This window comes from Colwellia sp. M166 (genome assembly GCF_024585285.1).
GTDB lineage: Bacteria > Pseudomonadota > Gammaproteobacteria > Enterobacterales > Alteromonadaceae > Cognaticolwellia.
The window spans coordinates 2,859,341-2,874,865 of the sequence record NZ_CP040755.1 but is presented as its reverse complement, the minus strand read 5'-3'; the positions used below and the strand labels follow the sequence as shown (position 1 = coordinate 2,874,865).

Here is a 15,525-nt window from a genome sequence, read left to right as displayed (position 1 = left end):
ATTCTTATTCCTAACGCAGTACTGATTCAAGCTCTAAGGCGGCATTACTTTTTTCATCACGGTATTTAACAATTAACGCACAAGCCATATTAAGCCCGTGTTGCTCAGCCCAAGCACCGGCAACAGGGCGTGTACCGGGCACAACCACGGCATTTTCAGGAATATCAGCACCTTTGGCTAACATTAAGTTATTAACGCAATCATATACAGGTACTGATGCTGATAAAGAAACCCCCGGTGCTAGAACCGCACCTTTTTTCACCACAATCCCTTCCACAATAATCACCCCAGCGCTCAAAAAAGCATTATCTTCAATAATCACTGGGCTTGCACCGATAGGCTCAAGCACACCACCAATTTGTACCGCCGCAGAAACATGCACATTCTTACCAATTTGTGCACACGAACCTATCAATGCATGACTATCAACCATAGTACCGCTGTCAACAAATGCACCAACATTAATATAAGCGGGTGGCATAATAATCACACCTGGTGCGACATAAGCACCACGACGAACCGATGAGCCACCCGGCACCATTCTTACCTGATCACTAACGGTAAATTCACGCGCAGGTAAATTATGTTTATCAACAAAACCACGATAAGCGCCTTCAAACTCAATATTTTCTCCAGCTTTAAATGCCGCTAAAATAGCGTGTTTAACTTCAGTGTTAACTTGCCAGTGGCCATTGCTATCTTGTACTGCTGCTCGAGTTTTACCGGTTTCTAAATCTGTTAATGTTTGCTGCCAAGTCATGAAGTTAGTTCTCGTAAGTTAGTTTCTTCTAAAGGGGAATGTAACGCAGTATCGCTATCAGAGCGATCCATCTGGGATACAGTATTTATAGTCTGGCTAAGCAGCCATTGTTGAATTCTTTGGTCAATAGCTTGTAAGCCATGATCTTCTGCAAGCTCGTCTTGGCAAAGTGGCAAACGTAGCGTCGCTGAGCTAATAACGTTCAATTCAGCGAGTAAAACTTTTACTGCAATTGGACTCGTCACTTGAAATAATGCCGAGATTGCTTGATGCCAGAGCGGAAAGAGACCGGCATGATTTTTAGCTAAAGCTAACTCGACATATCTACGGGTTGCTTCAGGCCAAACGTTGGCACAAACCGACACTAAGCCTTTAACATCTGCCGCCGCGAGATACGGCATCATGGCATCTTCGCCACTATATAGCTCAACATTAGGGCAATGTTGACGGTACGCTAACAGTTTATTGAGATCACCACTGGCTTCTTTTAATGCCCAGCAATTTTCATGACTTTGCACTTGCTGCAAAGCACTAAGGGCAATCTCGCCGCCCGTTCTTGACGGCACGTTATACAACATACAAGGCAGTTTAGCGCTATCAAGTAACGCCTTAAACCATGCAGCTTGCCCCTTCGGACCTGGCTTGGCGTAAATAGGGCTAGTCAGTAAATAAGCACTGATCGGTAATTGGTTACATTGTTCTATCCAAGCACTCTGTTCATTGAGGTTATAGCCTCCTACCGCAACCATCAATGGCACGTCTAATGACATGGCGCTAACATATTCAACAATTGTTAAACGCTCTTCAGCGGATAACGCTATACCTTCTCCCGTGCTACCCAATAACAAAATGCCATTTTTTGCCTTATTTTGCTGTAACGCTAAGTGTTTTAAACTGGCATAATCAATTGCACCATCAGCAAATAATGGCGTGATCAAAGCAGTCCAGACCAAAGGTTGCTCTGTAAGGGAATTATATTCTAAAGATTCTTTTTGATTCATTGCTCTCGAACTCTTGTGTTCGGAGAACTTTTAGGCGCTTGCACAGGCTAAATTTCAAGAACGAAATTTGGCCTTTACAAAGGCCAGAAGCTCTCCACCTAGTAAGGTGACAGTTGCAAGGATTCAACCTAATACTCCATTGTTTCTTAGTTAACAATCAAGCTTTAACAACCGATATTGGTACCATCAAAAATACCACTACCTCGGCGTTATACCCCCTTATTATTGCTCATTAGAGTTTGATCTCTTCACAATAACTACCTGGTTAACGCTCCTCTTCTGGCCCTTTCATCGTTTGATTAATTTTTTACCATCAATCTCACTGGAATAAGGGACGACAATATTAAAACATTTAAATCTAAGCACAGTCAATAGACGTCTATACGTATATTGATATTTTAATCTAACAATTTGATAGTAATGATTTTATTTCTTTTTCCAATAATGGAATACGATCTTGCCCCCAATAACTGCATGTACCGTAAGTAAAACAAGGTACACCCCAAAGGTTTAACTTATTCAACGCCACTTGATTGACATCAGCCCATTGCTGCCAATCATGCGTTTGCTGAAAAGCACGAGCATCATCGACATTTAAAGCTAAATTTTTCATTATCTTATCAACATTAACAGCATCAGCTAACTCAATACCGTCAACATAAATTGCTCGAAAACACGCTAGCATATACTCAGTTGCTTTGCCTTGTTGCTCAGCCCAAGCGAAGAAACGGTAAGCATTAAAGACACCATCACCTAAAGGATCGACAAAACCGGTAAACTCAATGCCTAGTTTTTTAGCCTCCCGTATCGAATCTAAGTAAATATATTTTTGTTTAACCACAGGAATCGATGCACCACGCATCAATAGAGGCAATACCGGCTTGATAACAAGCTCAAGTTGATTACGCTCAGCTAAAGCAATCGCTTGCACAAAACCTAAATAAGAATAAGGACTACGTAAGGATAAATACACCACCAAAGGCTCTGAGTGAATACTAGCTAGCTGTGTGGCTTTAGTCTTAGCGCTATTAGCTAAGCAATCATTAGCATGCGTCGGTTTTTCAAGCCTAATAGTCGGCGCAAGTGCAGCGGTTGTATGATCCATTAAAGCAAACTTCAATAACAGGTTTTCAAAGTGATATAAGCGATCAACCCCCACAAACCAATGGCCAGCAAAAAAAATGTTTGCTGGGGCATAATGTCCTTTTTCTTGCAAGCGTATTTGATTTTTAACTTGATGATTTATAGGGGGTGTCGAGGTCTGCAGATGTTCAGTGTATTGATCACCCCAGGTTTTTATAAAAATTTGTTCCGCATTTTCAATATTATTCACCAGGAGTTGCCATGTTTGCTGGCCCGTAGTTAATACTAGCAATGAAGGCTCATGAGTAATGTTAACGAGTTGATACTGTTCAGCAATTAAATTAGCATCTTTAATAGCCCATTGCCGATAGAGTTTTGGTGAAATGGTAATCCCCGGTAACGCCCCCCAAATAAAAAGCACTTTAAAATTGAGACTATACTGCTTTGATAAGCGAGATAGCATTTGTACCAACATAAAGCTATGTGGATCATTGAGTGACAAATACACTTCAGCTTGCGCTTTTTGACCAAAAAAACGTCCAAGCATAAAATAACGAAAGATTAATATCTCTTGCCTAAATTGACTATGTAGCCATTTTATTTTTAATCGCAATAACGTTTTACTAAAAATAGCTAACTCCAGAGGGACTAATGATGGCGAGATAATCAAATTCGCGTAGAATACGCAACATTATGACATATTAATTTCAACGGCGATGCTTATTTGTATAAAACTTATACAAACAAGTAACTGTAAATTAGTAACATTTAACATCCAACAGGTACCTTCATGGCAATAAGCAATATTAACCAATTATTGATCCGTAATCTCGAGGCTTTTGCAGCAACACGACCTCTTTTGGTTAATATTGCCGACGACGGTTTTATTGCACAATATTTAGTCCAACATAATGTAACTCAACTGGATAGTTACCATAGTAATTACGCGGAATATCAAGCAGCAAAGCGCATAGTTAACCCTCGCATAAAAAGTCATTTTTGTGTTGAATATCAAGCAAAAAATCAACATGACATGGCGATTATTCATTTCCCCAAAAGTAAAGCAGAGTTCAGCTTCACTTTAGCTATGCTTGCTCAGTCAATGGCCAAGGATGCCACTATTATCATAGTTGGAGAAAATAAAGGCGGTATAAAATCAGCTGAAAAATTAAGCAGTGAATACTTAGAGTTTTGCCATAAGGTTGACAGTGCTCGCCATTGTTTAATGTATGTAGGGAAGTTTAAAGCATCGCTTCCTCATTTTGACTTACAACAATTTTACAAATATTACTCGATAAAAGTTCAAGAAAAGCAACTAAAGATTGCTGCATTACCTGGCGTATTTAGTCAAAACGCTTTAGATACTGGCACGGAAGTTTTATTAGCTCACTTACCTAAAAATATGAGCGGAAAAGTCTTAGATTTTGGCTGTGGCGCCGGTGTTATTTCGGCTTACATAGCGACAGTTTACCCAGAAACAAAGCTATCTTTAGTTGATGTCAGTGCCTTGGCATTACACTCAGCACAAACGACATTAACCTTAAATCAGTTAACCGGTGAGTACATCGCTTCAGACAGTTTATCAAATGTACAAGAGCGCTATAACTTTGTTATCTCTAACCCACCGTTTCATCAAGGGGTAAAAACTCATTATGCCGCTACAGAACATTTTTTAGCTCAAATCAAACAAAATTTACATAAAAATTCATGTGTTACCATTGTTGCTAACAGCTTTTTAAAATATGCACCGATCATGGAACAAGCGATAGGTAAAACACAAACTTTAGCTATCGAAAAAGGCTTCGCCATCTATCAGTGTGAGCTGAATAACAAAATTGAAAAAAATAACTAAAACAAAATGATTGTTGAAAGCAATAAGGTTTTCTACAATCAGTTTAATTCCAACAATTAATTGAGTTTAGTATTGTATGCCACCAACCAAACGTATTTGGTCTATTCGTCGGATTTTTCTGATCTCAATCATCGGCTTTGTTTCGCTACTGTCTATCGTCAGCATTTCAATCTTAGCTAAACAATATATTAATAGTTACAATATATTAGCATCAAGCCATATCAAATATTGGGCAAGTGTTGTAGCTGATGAAAGTCGAGATTATTTAGTTAATTCAGAACGACAAGCGCTAAATGATAATTTATCTATTTCCGAGAAAATTCCTAATTTAAATTACCTGCATATTTATCAACTCAACAAACAAGCAGAAAATACTGAACTTTTTTACAGTTATAAACGTAACCAACGCCGCTCAGCTATCACCGAGAAATCAAACGACTATGCTCACTTATCAGTGCCAAGATTTAGAGAGAAATACGTTGAGTATATGCAGGCTATCAAAGTTGATGAGAACGTCATTGGCTTTATTTATCTACAAAGTAGTACCGAACACATCACTCTTCTCACCGATAAGTTACTCATCACGAGTACGGTACTCATTATTATCATTATTATTATTGTCACTTTCATCGCATTGCAGCTTGAACGTTATATTAGTGCACCATTTTTTACCTTAATTAACACCATTCAAATTGCTTCTCGGCAAAAAAACTTTCGACAACAATGCCAAGCAATGCCCTATCGTGAAGCGGATATGTTAAGCCAAAACATTAATATTTTATTTACCCGTATGGAAAAACACATTGCACAATTAGACGCTGCTGAGCAGCAAAGTATTGAGCATTCACACGAACTAGAAGATAAAATTAACAAACGTACTGCCGCGTTAAAAGAGTCAAACCAAGATTTACTTTCTACCTTAGAAAAGCTTCATCAATTTCAGGGCCAATTAGTGGAAAGTGAAAAAATGGCTTCTTTAGGAGATATGGTCGCAGGTGTTGCCCATGAAGTAAATACACCGATAGGTCTAGGGGTAACCGCTTCGACATTGTTGGCTGATAGATTAGAAGATATTAAAACTAATTTTGAAAACAAAACATTAAAATCTAGTCAATTGAAGAAATTCCTTAACGAAGGCAGTGAAAATGTTGCCATTATCTATCGTAATTTAAATCGAGCAGCTGATCTTATTTCTAGCTTCAAAAAAGTCGCGGTGGATCAATCAAGCGAAGAAGTACGCACTTTTAAAGTTAAAGAACTGCTCAGTGAAGTATTGCTCACTCTCAGGCCAAAATTACATTGCTTACCTTATGTTATTGATATTGACTGCCCCGATAATTTAACGATTGTCAGCAAACCAGGACCTATCAATCAAATTTTAATTAACTTGGTGATGAATTCAATCATCCATGGTTTTGAAGGGAGGGAGGCTGGTCGAATCTCAATAACGGTCATGCCACTCAGTAATCAACTTAATATTCTTTTTAAAGATGATGGTCATGGCGTTAATGAGTCAATAAAAAATAAAGTTTTTGAACCTTTTACTACCACAAAACGTGGAGAAGGCGGCAGTGGTTTGGGCTTACATTTAGTCTATAATTTAGTTACCCAAGCACTTGGCGGCTCAATCGTTTTAAATAGTGAGTTAGGTAAAGGGGTTAGTATTGAAATTAACTTTCCCATTAACTAGAACTTTGATCTGCGTTGACTCACCATCATGAAATTGGCGATAAAATTGTATTTTTATTAATTTTGTTGACGATTGTTTTTTAATGATGATTTTTATACTATTAGCCGATATTTAAAGGCAATGAAATAGTCTATACTAACCAAGGTCAGCACATTAGCACTTAACTTATTCATTTATAAATTAAATTTTACGGGACTGGACAATTAACATGCAAAAACCGCATATACTAATCGTAGAAGACGAAGACGTGACACGCTTTAATCTGCGAAATCTATTTGAAGCTGAAGGCTATCAAGTGTCTGAAGCAATAGATGGTGACAGCATGGAGAAGCAACTGCAAACTAATCAAGTAAATCTCGTTATTATGGATATAAACTTACCGGGGAAAAATGGCCTCTTATTAGCCCGTGAGTTGACCAAAAACAATGATTTAGCATTAATTTTCCTTACCGGTCGAGACAGCGATATTGACAAAATTTTGGGACTAGAGATTGGTGCCGATGACTACCTTACTAAACCGTTTAATCCGCGCGAATTAACTATTCGCGCACGTAATATTTTAAACCGCATATTGCCAAGCAGTGTAGAAAAAGATGATGCGATTATTTATTTTAATCAATGGTCGCTTAATGGCAACTCTCGAAAAATGATCACTCCGGATAATAGAGAAATATCAATTCCACGTGGTGAATACCGAGCGCTGCGCTTGCTTATTGCTAATGCCGGACAAATTGTTACCCGCCAGCAACTGATCAAAGAAATGACCGGCCGAGATCTACGTTCTAACGACCGAACGGTTGATGTCACTATTCGTCGTCTACGTAAACATTTCGAATCTGTGCCCGACTCACCGGAATTAATCAACACTATTCACGGGGAAGGTTATCGCTTTATTGGCCGAGTAGAAAAAGTTGCAAGTAACAACAATTAACGGCCTTCACAACCTTACTGCTTAGCAAGCCATTGCCGAAAAACCTCAATAGCTTGCTGATTTAGTTGAGTTAATACATGTAAATGAGTAACTTTAACTTGCCAATTTTCAGTCATTTTTTCAATCGCGACAAGTTTTTGATGCACTTGAGATAAACCGGCGCTCGCTGCAGACCCCTTCATTTTATGACAATGTTCTTGCCATGCTTTTTGATCCTCAGCAACGATAGCAGTATTAATGGCAGCTAAATACAGCGCAGACTGTTGAATATATAAATCTAACATTTGCTGGATAATTGCTATATCTAATGCCTCTAAATAACCATTAATTAAACTTAAATCTAATTGTTCCGTTGCTATCATGGAGTCTCCTAAGTGACTGTTGCATTGATCGTTAAGTGGCTATAATTTTACGGCAAGGAAAAATAAAGCTCAATCTGATTTATATTGCTATTTTGTTTACTTATTTATGCAAAAAACCTCTTCGGATAATAGGACTATTTATTGCATCAATTAAATACAACTATCATATTCTTCAACAATATCACCAGCACTATCACAAACATTGCTTTTGGTGGGTATTTCGTTCAAAATAGCCGCCTTTTTTAAGGTCATTGCATTATATTCCACTTTTAATAATATTTGTGGAAACAATCGCGTTTTAAGATAGCAATGCCAATTATAATTCTACTATGTACTGAAGTTACCATGATAGCCCTTTACCTAGTGCACAAGCGAATAGCGGAGTCAAAATGCCTACATTAATGCCTGATATAGCAAATCACACCACAGCTCAAACTGAGGGTACTTTGGATTGGGTCGGCATGAGTAATATAGAAATGCCTATCATGGTGGCCTCACAAGGCCAATCAGAACGTATGGTTTCAGCCTACGTAGACGCGTTTGTAAACCTTAAAGAGCCAAAAGCCAAAGGCATTCACATGTCGCGCTTATACCTACTCCTTGATGAATTATCAAACTCAGATGTACTAACTCATCAAAGCTTAGTAACACTATTAGATGGCTTTATTAGCAGCCATGAAGAACTAAGTGATAACGCAAAAGTTAAATTTAGTTTTGATTACCACCTGCGTCGTAAATCACTGATCAGCGGTAAACAAGGTTGGAAAGCTTACCCTGTCACCATTACCGGTCGCTTAAACAAAGGCAAGCTTGATATCGAGCTTTCACTTGACGTACGTTATTCTTCAACTTGCCCATGCTCTGCGGCATTGGCTCGTCAATTAATACAGAAAGCCTTTAAAGATAAATTTTCCCATGAAGCTAACGTTGACTTAGAGACAGTGCACGAATGGCTAGGTACAACCGAAGGTGTAATGGCTACGCCTCATAGCCAACGCTCAGTTGCCGAAATTAAAGTCAAACTTAACAACTCAACCACTGAATTTCCAATTACAGAGCTGGTTGATTTAATTGAAAATTCACTAAAAACACCGGTGCAAGCTGCGGTAAAACGTGAAGACGAACAAGAGTTTGCCCGTTTAAATGGTCAAAACTTAATGTTTTGTGAAGATGCTGCTCGTCGTTTACAGCATACCATGAACGCATCAGAGCAATTTGATGATTTCTGGCTACGCATTAACCATTTAGAATCGTTACATGCTCATGATGCTGTCAGTGTTACCACTAAAGGTCTGGTTGATGGCTACCAAGCCTAATAATTTAAGTATTAAGCCTTCCCTTATCATTACGCTAGCTTATTTACAGAGTTAGGCTACAACACCATCATCAAGCCTTTTAGTCGTTATAACATGATTAAGAGGCTTTATTTTATCCAGCAACTAATGCTAACGTCATACATAGCAACTCACGGCACATTCTTAAAGATTTTAAAATAAAGGTTCCAGCCGTGGTCAAAAAATCTGCTCAATCATATGAATAAACAGTGAATAAAAAAACTACTGAAATTTATTTTTAATAAAAATTAAAAATGTAATAAAATTACAATAAAAGCAATAACTGATGATGGATTATATATTTTTTCTTATAAAGTAAACAATTACGACAGTAATAAGTATAAAAAGTGTTTTCTCTTCTATTTCCATCGCCGTAATGACGTAAAAAAGCTACGAGTATTTACTCTATTTACATTGACCTTTCAATTTTAAATGTTTAATGTAGGGAGTTCTCCGGTACGAACTTCGGATTATTTATGCACTTTAAGTATAATTTTATTCCATTCTAACAAAAATTTACCGGAGCTTTTATTTAGGGGAATAAAATGCAACTTTACGATCATACTTATCAAAAAGACAATTGTGGCTTTGGCCTCATTGCCCATCAACACGGCGAAAAAAGCCATAAACTCGTAAAGACAGCCATTCATGCTTTAGACCGAATGCAACATCGTGGTGGTATTGCTGCCGATGGTAAAACCGGTGACGGTTGTGGCTTGTTGATGCAAAAACCAGACAGTTTTTTCCGTGCCGTCGCTGAAGAAAAAAACTGGCAATTAGGCAAAAAATACGCTGTCGGCATGATTTTTCTTAACCCAGATCCAATTGAAGCCAATGCCAGTAAAAAAATTCTTGAAGAAGAGCTAGCACGTGAGACACTAACCTTAGTGGGCTGGCGAGTTGTGCCAACAGATACCAGTACCTTAGGCGAAATAGCGAAAGGTAACTTACCGTCTATTGAGCAAATTTTTGTTGACGCACCGTCAGGATGGCGTAACCGAGATCTCGAACGTCGATTATACATGGCAAGACGACGTGCTGAAAAGCGTATCAGCGATGATCGCTTCTATGTTGCAAGCTTGTCGTGTCTCGTTACTATTTATAAAGGTCTAATGATGCCGGTAGATTTACCGAACTTTTATTTAGACCTGGCTGATATTCGTATGCAAACGGCCATTTGCTTATTTCATCAGCGTTTTTCAACCAATACCTCACCACAATGGCATTTAGCACAACCATTTCGTTATTTAGCGCATAATGGTGAAATCAATACTATTAAAGGTAACCGCCAGTGGAGTCGCGCTCGAACTCATGGCTTTAAATCGCCCTTGTTACCTGATTTACAAGACGCCGCTCCTTTTGTTAACGAAAGTGGCTCTGACTCCTCGTCATTAGACAACATGCTCGAGCTTTTCCTTGCTGGTGGCATGGATCTTTATCGTGGTATGCGCTTATTAATGCCACCAGCTTGGCAAAGTAACCCTTTAATGGATGACGACTTAAAAGCCTTTTATGAATTTAACTCCATGCATATGGAGCCTTGGGACGGACCGGCAGGCGTTGTCGTGACTAATGGTCGTCATGTTGCCTGTAATTTAGATCGTAACGGCCTAAGACCTGCTCGCTATGTGATTACTCGTGATGGTTTTATTACCTTAGCTTCTGAAGTCGGTATTTGGGACTACGGTGAAGATGAAGTGATAGAAAAAGGTCGAGTGGGTCCAGGTGAAATGCTGGCCATTGATACCTATACCGGAAAAATATTTAACTCCAGCGCTATCGATAATGAACTGAAAGTTCGCCATCCCTATCGTCAGTGGCTAGACAATAATATTCGTCGTTTAGTACCTTTTGACAAATTAGATGCTAGATTAATTGGCCAACGAGTATTTAGCGATCAAGAAATAGCTCAATACCATAAAATGTTTAATTACAGTTACGAAGAAATACACCAAGTAGTAAAAACATTGGCTGAGAATGGTCAAGAAGCTACGGGGTCTATGGGTGATGACACGCCAATGGCTGTGCTATCAAGCCAACCACGTTCACTTTATGATTACTTTCGTCAACAGTTTGCCCAAGTAACTAATCCCCCCATTGATCCATTACGCGAACGTTACGTTATGTCATTGGGAACCTGTATAGGCCGAGAGCATAACGTTTTTAACGAAACCACTGGCCATGCTGACCGCATTTTATTTGCGACACCGGTATTAATGTATACCGGTTTAAAGCAATTACGTGAATTGGACCCTGAACATTACCGATCTGATACCTTAACCTTGAATTATGATCAAGATGAAGGTTTAGAAGCGGCAATATTGCGCTTATGTGATGAAGCGGAAAGCTTAGTTCGAAATAAAAATACGGTTATCTTAGTATTATCTGATCGCCAAATACATCAAGGCATGCTGCCTATTCCAGCAGCAATGGCCGTTGGCGCCGTGCAAAAACGCTTAGTTGAGCAACAATTACGTTGTGATTCAAATATTATTGTTGAAACAGCGTCTGTTCGCGACTCTCATCAGTTTGCTGTACTACTTGGCTTAGGCGCAACAGCTATTTATCCGTACCTAGCTTATGAAACCATCGAGCAATTAGTTGAACAAAAACAACTTGATTTGACTGCCCGTCAAGCGGTGGTTAACTACCGAGAAGGCATTAATAAAGGCCTACTAAAAATATTATCTAAAATGGGTATTTCAACGATTGCTAGCTATCGTTGTGCCGGCTTATTTGAAGTCATTGGTCTTAATAGCAATATCATGAAACTGTGTTTCCCTGATTTACCTAGTCGTATTCAGGGTGCTGACTTTTCAGATATTGAACAAGATAATATCAACCTTGCTCGTAAAGCTTTTATGCCACATCAAAAAATGAGCCATGGCGGATTATTAAAATATGTTCATGGTGGTGAATACCACGCCTATAATCCTGATGTTGTTAGCACGCTACAAACCGCTGTTCGCAGTGGCGACTATAGTGATTATCGAATATTTGCTGATCACGTAAATAATCGTCCTGCTGCTGCATTACGCGATTTATTGGCATTTAAAGACGATCAAAAAGCGATTGATATCGCCACCGTTGAACCAGAAACAGAACTATTTAAACGCTTTGATAGTGCCGCGATGTCAATTGGTGCACTAAGCCCTGAGGCCCATGAAGCGCTCGCTATAGCGATGAACCGCTTAGGTGGTTTTTCTAATTCGGGTGAAGGTGGTGAAGACGAACGTCGCTTTGGTACCGTAAAAAATTCACGTATCAAGCAAATTGCTTCGGGACGATTTGGCGTTACACCTTACTACCTAGTAAATGCTGATGTACTACAAATTAAAGTAGCACAAGGCGCAAAGCCAGGTGAAGGTGGTCAATTACCCGGTGATAAAGTCACACCTTTAATCGCAAAATTACGTTTTTCAGTGCCTGGGGTTACTTTAATATCACCTCCACCTCATCACGACATTTATTCTATTGAAGATCTAGCGCAACTGATTTTCGATTTAAAACAAGTCAATCCTAAAGCAGTTATTTCCGTCAAACTGGTTTCTGGTCCAGGCGTTGGCACTATCGCTTCTGGTGTTGCCAAAGCCTACGCTGATTTCATTACTATTTCTGGCTATGATGGTGGTACTGGCGCTAGTCCATTAACCTCGGTTAAATATGCCGGTTGTCCATGGGAACTTGGTTTAGCTGAAGCGCACCAATCTTTAGTCACCAATGGCTTAAGACATAAAGTACGCTTACAAGTTGATGGTGGTCTAAAAACCGGTATAGATATCGTCAAAGCTGCCATTCTTGGCGCAGAGAGCTTTGGTTTTGGTACCGCGCCTATGGTGACATTAGGTTGTAAGTTCCTCCGAATTTGCCACCTAAATAACTGTGCTACAGGTGTTGCAACCCAAGATGAAGTGCTACGTGAGCAGTTCTTTAAAGGCTTACCTGATCAGGTGATGAATTACTTCAAATTTATCGCTCAAGATGTCCGAGAAATCTTAGCGCATTTAGGGGTTGAAAGCTTAACCGCCATTATTGGTCGTACTGACTTACTCGTGCCTTTGTCAGGCATTACCGCTAAGCAACAAAAGTTAGATTTACGACCTATTATTGCCCCGGTTGTTGCCACTGATGATACGGCATTATATCAGACTGATACTAATGAACCTTTCGATAAAGGTGAGTTAAATCAGCGTTTATTATCACTGGCTGCAGATGCTATTGCGCATAGCAGTGGTGGTGAATATCGTTTAAATATTCAGAACACTGACCGTTCTGTCGGCGCAGCATTATCAGGTGAAATTGCCCGTCATCACGGTGATCAAGGCATGGCGGCAAGCCCGATTAAAGTCGCTTTTAGTGGTACCGCTGGTCAAAGCTTTGGCGTTTGGAATGCCGGTGGCTTAGAAATGACCTTAACAGGTGACGCTAATGACTACGTGGGTAAAGGCATGGCTGGCGGAAAGCTCACCATTAAACCACCAAAAGGAGTAGAATATTTAAGTCATAAAACCATGATTATGGGTAATACTTGTTTATATGGTGCAACAGGCGGAAAACTCTACGGCTGTGGTCGTGCGGGTGAACGCTTTGCGGTACGAAATTCAGGTTGCCACGCGGTAATAGAAGGCACAGGTGATCATGCTTGTGAATATATGACCGGTGGAATAGTGACTATTTTAGGTCAAGTGGGTGTCAATTTTGGCGCCGGTATGACCGGCGGCTTTGCTTATGTTTTAGATGAACAAGATGATTTAGCCATACGTCTAAATAATGAATCTATTGAAATGTTGGCGATAGATGAACTTAATATTCATCAAGAACATTTACGCGGCATAATCAATCAACACTTAGATGAAACTGGGAGTTTAAGAGCAGAGGAAATTTTAAATAACTTTGCTACTTACGCACCATTATTTAAGTTGATTAAGCCCAAAGCGATTGATGTTAAAACCTTATTAGGTCATCGCAGCCGTTCGTCCGCAGAACTACGTGTTCAAGCGCAATAATCAGAGCACAAGTGGAGCAACTAATTCATGAGTAAGAATATTTATCAATTTATCGACGTTAAGCGTATCGACCCGCCTAAAAAGGCAATAGAGCAACGCAAAATTAACTTTGTCGAAATATATCAACCATTAAGCAGTGATCAAAGTGCTGGCCAAGCCGATCGATGTTTAGATTGTGGCAACCCTTATTGCGAATGGAAATGTCCAGTACATAATTATATTCCCCAGTGGCTAGAATTAGTCACTGATGGAAAAATTATGGAAGCAGCAGATCTTTGTCATGAAACCAATAGCTTACCTGAGATGTGTGGTCGTGTTTGCCCACAAGACAGGTTATGTGAGTCAGCTTGTACACTCAATGATGAGTTCGGTGCTGTCACTATCGGTAACATTGAAAAGTACATCACAGATACTGCAATTGCTCAAGGATGGAAACCTGATTTGTCACAAGTGATCGCCACCGGCAAACGGGTAGCCGTTATTGGTGCCGGTCCTGCAGGTATCGCTTGCGCTGATGTGTTAACAAGAAACGGGGTGCAAGCCGTTGTCTTTGATAAACATGCGCAAATAGGCGGTTTACTTACTTTTGGCATTCCATCTTTTAAATTGGAAAAAGATGTTATCCAAACCCGTCGAGAAATTCTTGAAGGTATGGGCATTGAATTTCGCTTAAATACCAATGTTGGTGTCGATATCAGTTTTGCCGATATCAGTGACGAATTTGACGCAGTATTTTTAGCCCTTGGCACCTATACTGATATGACCGGCGGTTTTGAACATGAGTCAGCAACAGGCGTATACAACGCCTTAGACTTTTTGATAGCAAACACGCAAAAATTAATGGGTCTTTCACAAGAAGATGGCAATGAAAATGCTAAACCTTATGTGAACTTCTCAGGTAAAAAAGTGGTTGTACTTGGCGGTGGTGATACCGCGATGGACTGTGTACGTAGTTCGATTCGACAAGGCGCAACGGCAGTAACATGTGCTTATCGTCGTGATCAGGCTAATATGCCAGGTTCACCTCGCGAAGTACAAAATGCCAAAGAAGAAGGCGTAGATTTTCAATTTAACATTCAACCTATTGATATTGCTACTGATGATAATGGTAATACCTGTGGGGTTAAATTTGTCAAAACACAACTCGGTGCACCCGATGCGAACGGTCGACGAAATCCAGAAACCATTGCTGACTCTGAGTTTATTATGCCTGCTGATGCTGTGGTTATTGCTTTTGGCTTTATGCCAAGCCCACCACAATGGATGAAAGATGCCGGCGTTGAAGTTGATGCCAGAGGACGTGTTATTGCTACAGATAACAGCAACTTTGCTCTGCAAACCAGTAAAGAAAATATCTTTGCTGGCGGTGATATGGTGCTGGGGTCAGATCTTGTCGTAACGGCTATAGACCAAGGCCGAAAAGCCGCAATCGGTATCCTCGACTTTGTTATGACACCTGAGATAAAACAGGCATAGTCACCCTATTAATAGCACTTTGAAATACAC

At 39.7% G+C, this 15,525-nt stretch carries 10 protein-coding genes and 1 riboswitch; of the genes, 6 read left to right on the top strand and 4 right to left on the bottom strand.

Annotated features, from left to right (window positions below; genetic code table 11):
* Positions 1 to 10 precede the first annotated feature (10 nt).
* The 3 genes from FGD67_RS13055 to FGD67_RS13045 all read right to left on the bottom strand — a co-directional run bounded on the left by FGD67_RS13055 (position 11) and on the right by FGD67_RS13045 (position 3,457).
* Positions 11 to 760, bottom strand: a complete 750-nt coding sequence (locus tag FGD67_RS13055) for a 2,3,4,5-tetrahydropyridine-2,6-dicarboxylate N-succinyltransferase (RefSeq protein ID WP_257171582.1) — start codon at positions 758 to 760, stop codon at positions 11 to 13.
* Positions 757 to 1,761 carry a 4-hydroxy-tetrahydrodipicolinate synthase gene (dapA, locus tag FGD67_RS13050; protein WP_257171581.1) on the bottom strand — a complete coding sequence of 335 codons (1,005 nt, stop codon included), beginning with the start codon at positions 1,759 to 1,761 and terminating at the stop codon, positions 757 to 759. Before dapA ends, FGD67_RS13055 begins: the two co-directional genes overlap by 4 nt.
* A 79-nt stretch (positions 1,762 to 1,840) precedes the next feature.
* A riboswitch (Lysine riboswitch) is annotated at positions 1,841 to 2,048 on the bottom strand.
* 116 nt (positions 2,049 to 2,164) lie between these two features.
* Entirely contained in the window at positions 2,165 to 3,457 is a 1,293-nt protein-coding gene (locus FGD67_RS13045; protein WP_257171580.1) for a DsbA family protein, read from the bottom strand.
* Between the two features lie 177 nt (positions 3,458 to 3,634).
* On the opposite strand from FGD67_RS13045, the gene FGD67_RS13040 reads away from it, so the two are divergent.
* The 3 genes from FGD67_RS13040 (at position 3,635) to arcA (ending at position 7,317) form a co-directional block, all read left to right on the top strand.
* The gene (locus FGD67_RS13040; protein ID WP_257171579.1) at positions 3,635 to 4,696 is read left to right on the top strand and encodes a methyltransferase; all 1,062 of its coding nucleotides are present in this window, start codon (positions 3,635 to 3,637) and stop codon (positions 4,694 to 4,696) included.
* A 76-nt stretch (positions 4,697 to 4,772) separates the two neighbouring features.
* Positions 4,773 to 6,386, top strand: coding sequence for a sensor histidine kinase (locus FGD67_RS13035; protein WP_257171578.1), 1,614 nt, complete (start codon positions 4,773 to 4,775; stop codon positions 6,384 to 6,386).
* A gap of 208 nt (positions 6,387 to 6,594) precedes the next feature.
* A complete protein-coding gene (gene arcA, locus FGD67_RS13030; protein ID WP_257171577.1) occupies positions 6,595 to 7,317 on the top strand; it encodes a two-component system response regulator ArcA in 723 nt (240 codons plus the stop codon).
* A 14-nt stretch (positions 7,318 to 7,331) separates the two neighbouring features.
* Here arcA and FGD67_RS13025 read toward each other — a convergent pair whose 3' ends face one another.
* Positions 7,332 to 7,679, bottom strand: coding sequence for an Hpt domain-containing protein (locus FGD67_RS13025; RefSeq protein WP_257171576.1), 348 nt, complete (start codon positions 7,677 to 7,679; stop codon positions 7,332 to 7,334).
* Positions 7,680 to 8,068: 389 nt separating this feature from the next.
* Between FGD67_RS13025 and folE2 the strand changes: the two genes are divergently transcribed.
* From folE2 to FGD67_RS13010, 3 genes are all read left to right on the top strand, one after another.
* Positions 8,069 to 8,995: a GTP cyclohydrolase FolE2 gene (folE2, locus tag FGD67_RS13020; protein ID WP_257171575.1), complete on the top strand. Its 927-nt coding sequence runs from the start codon at positions 8,069 to 8,071 to the stop codon at positions 8,993 to 8,995.
* Positions 8,996 to 9,558: 563 nt separating this feature from the next.
* On the top strand, positions 9,559 to 14,019 hold the full coding sequence (gltB, locus tag FGD67_RS13015; protein ID WP_257171574.1) for a glutamate synthase large subunit: 4,461 nt from the start codon (positions 9,559 to 9,561) through the stop codon (positions 14,017 to 14,019).
* Positions 14,020 to 14,046: 27 nt separating this feature from the next.
* A complete protein-coding gene (locus FGD67_RS13010) occupies positions 14,047 to 15,495 on the top strand; it encodes an FAD-dependent oxidoreductase (protein ID WP_257171573.1) in 1,449 nt (482 codons plus the stop codon).
* Positions 15,496 to 15,525: the final 30 nt, after the last annotated feature.

Coding starts and splice junctions, on each gene's coding strand:
- FGD67_RS13055 (WP_257171582.1), bottom strand. CDS start 760: ATGACTTGGCAGCAAACATTAACAGATTTAGAAACCGGTAAAACTCGA.
- dapA (WP_257171581.1), bottom strand. CDS start 1,761: ATGAATCAAAAAGAATCTTTAGAATATAATTCCCTTACAGAGCAACCT.
- FGD67_RS13040 (WP_257171579.1), top strand. CDS start 3,635: ATGGCAATAAGCAATATTAACCAATTATTGATCCGTAATCTCGAGGCT.
- FGD67_RS13035 (WP_257171578.1), top strand. CDS start 4,773: ATGCCACCAACCAAACGTATTTGGTCTATTCGTCGGATTTTTCTGATC.
- arcA (WP_257171577.1), top strand. CDS start 6,595: ATGCAAAAACCGCATATACTAATCGTAGAAGACGAAGACGTGACACGC.
- FGD67_RS13025 (WP_257171576.1), bottom strand. CDS start 7,679: ATGATAGCAACGGAACAATTAGATTTAAGTTTAATTAATGGTTATTTA.
- folE2 (WP_257171575.1), top strand. CDS start 8,069: ATGCCTACATTAATGCCTGATATAGCAAATCACACCACAGCTCAAACT.
- gltB (WP_257171574.1), top strand. CDS start 9,559: ATGCAACTTTACGATCATACTTATCAAAAAGACAATTGTGGCTTTGGC.
- FGD67_RS13010 (WP_257171573.1), top strand. CDS start 14,047: ATGAGTAAGAATATTTATCAATTTATCGACGTTAAGCGTATCGACCCG.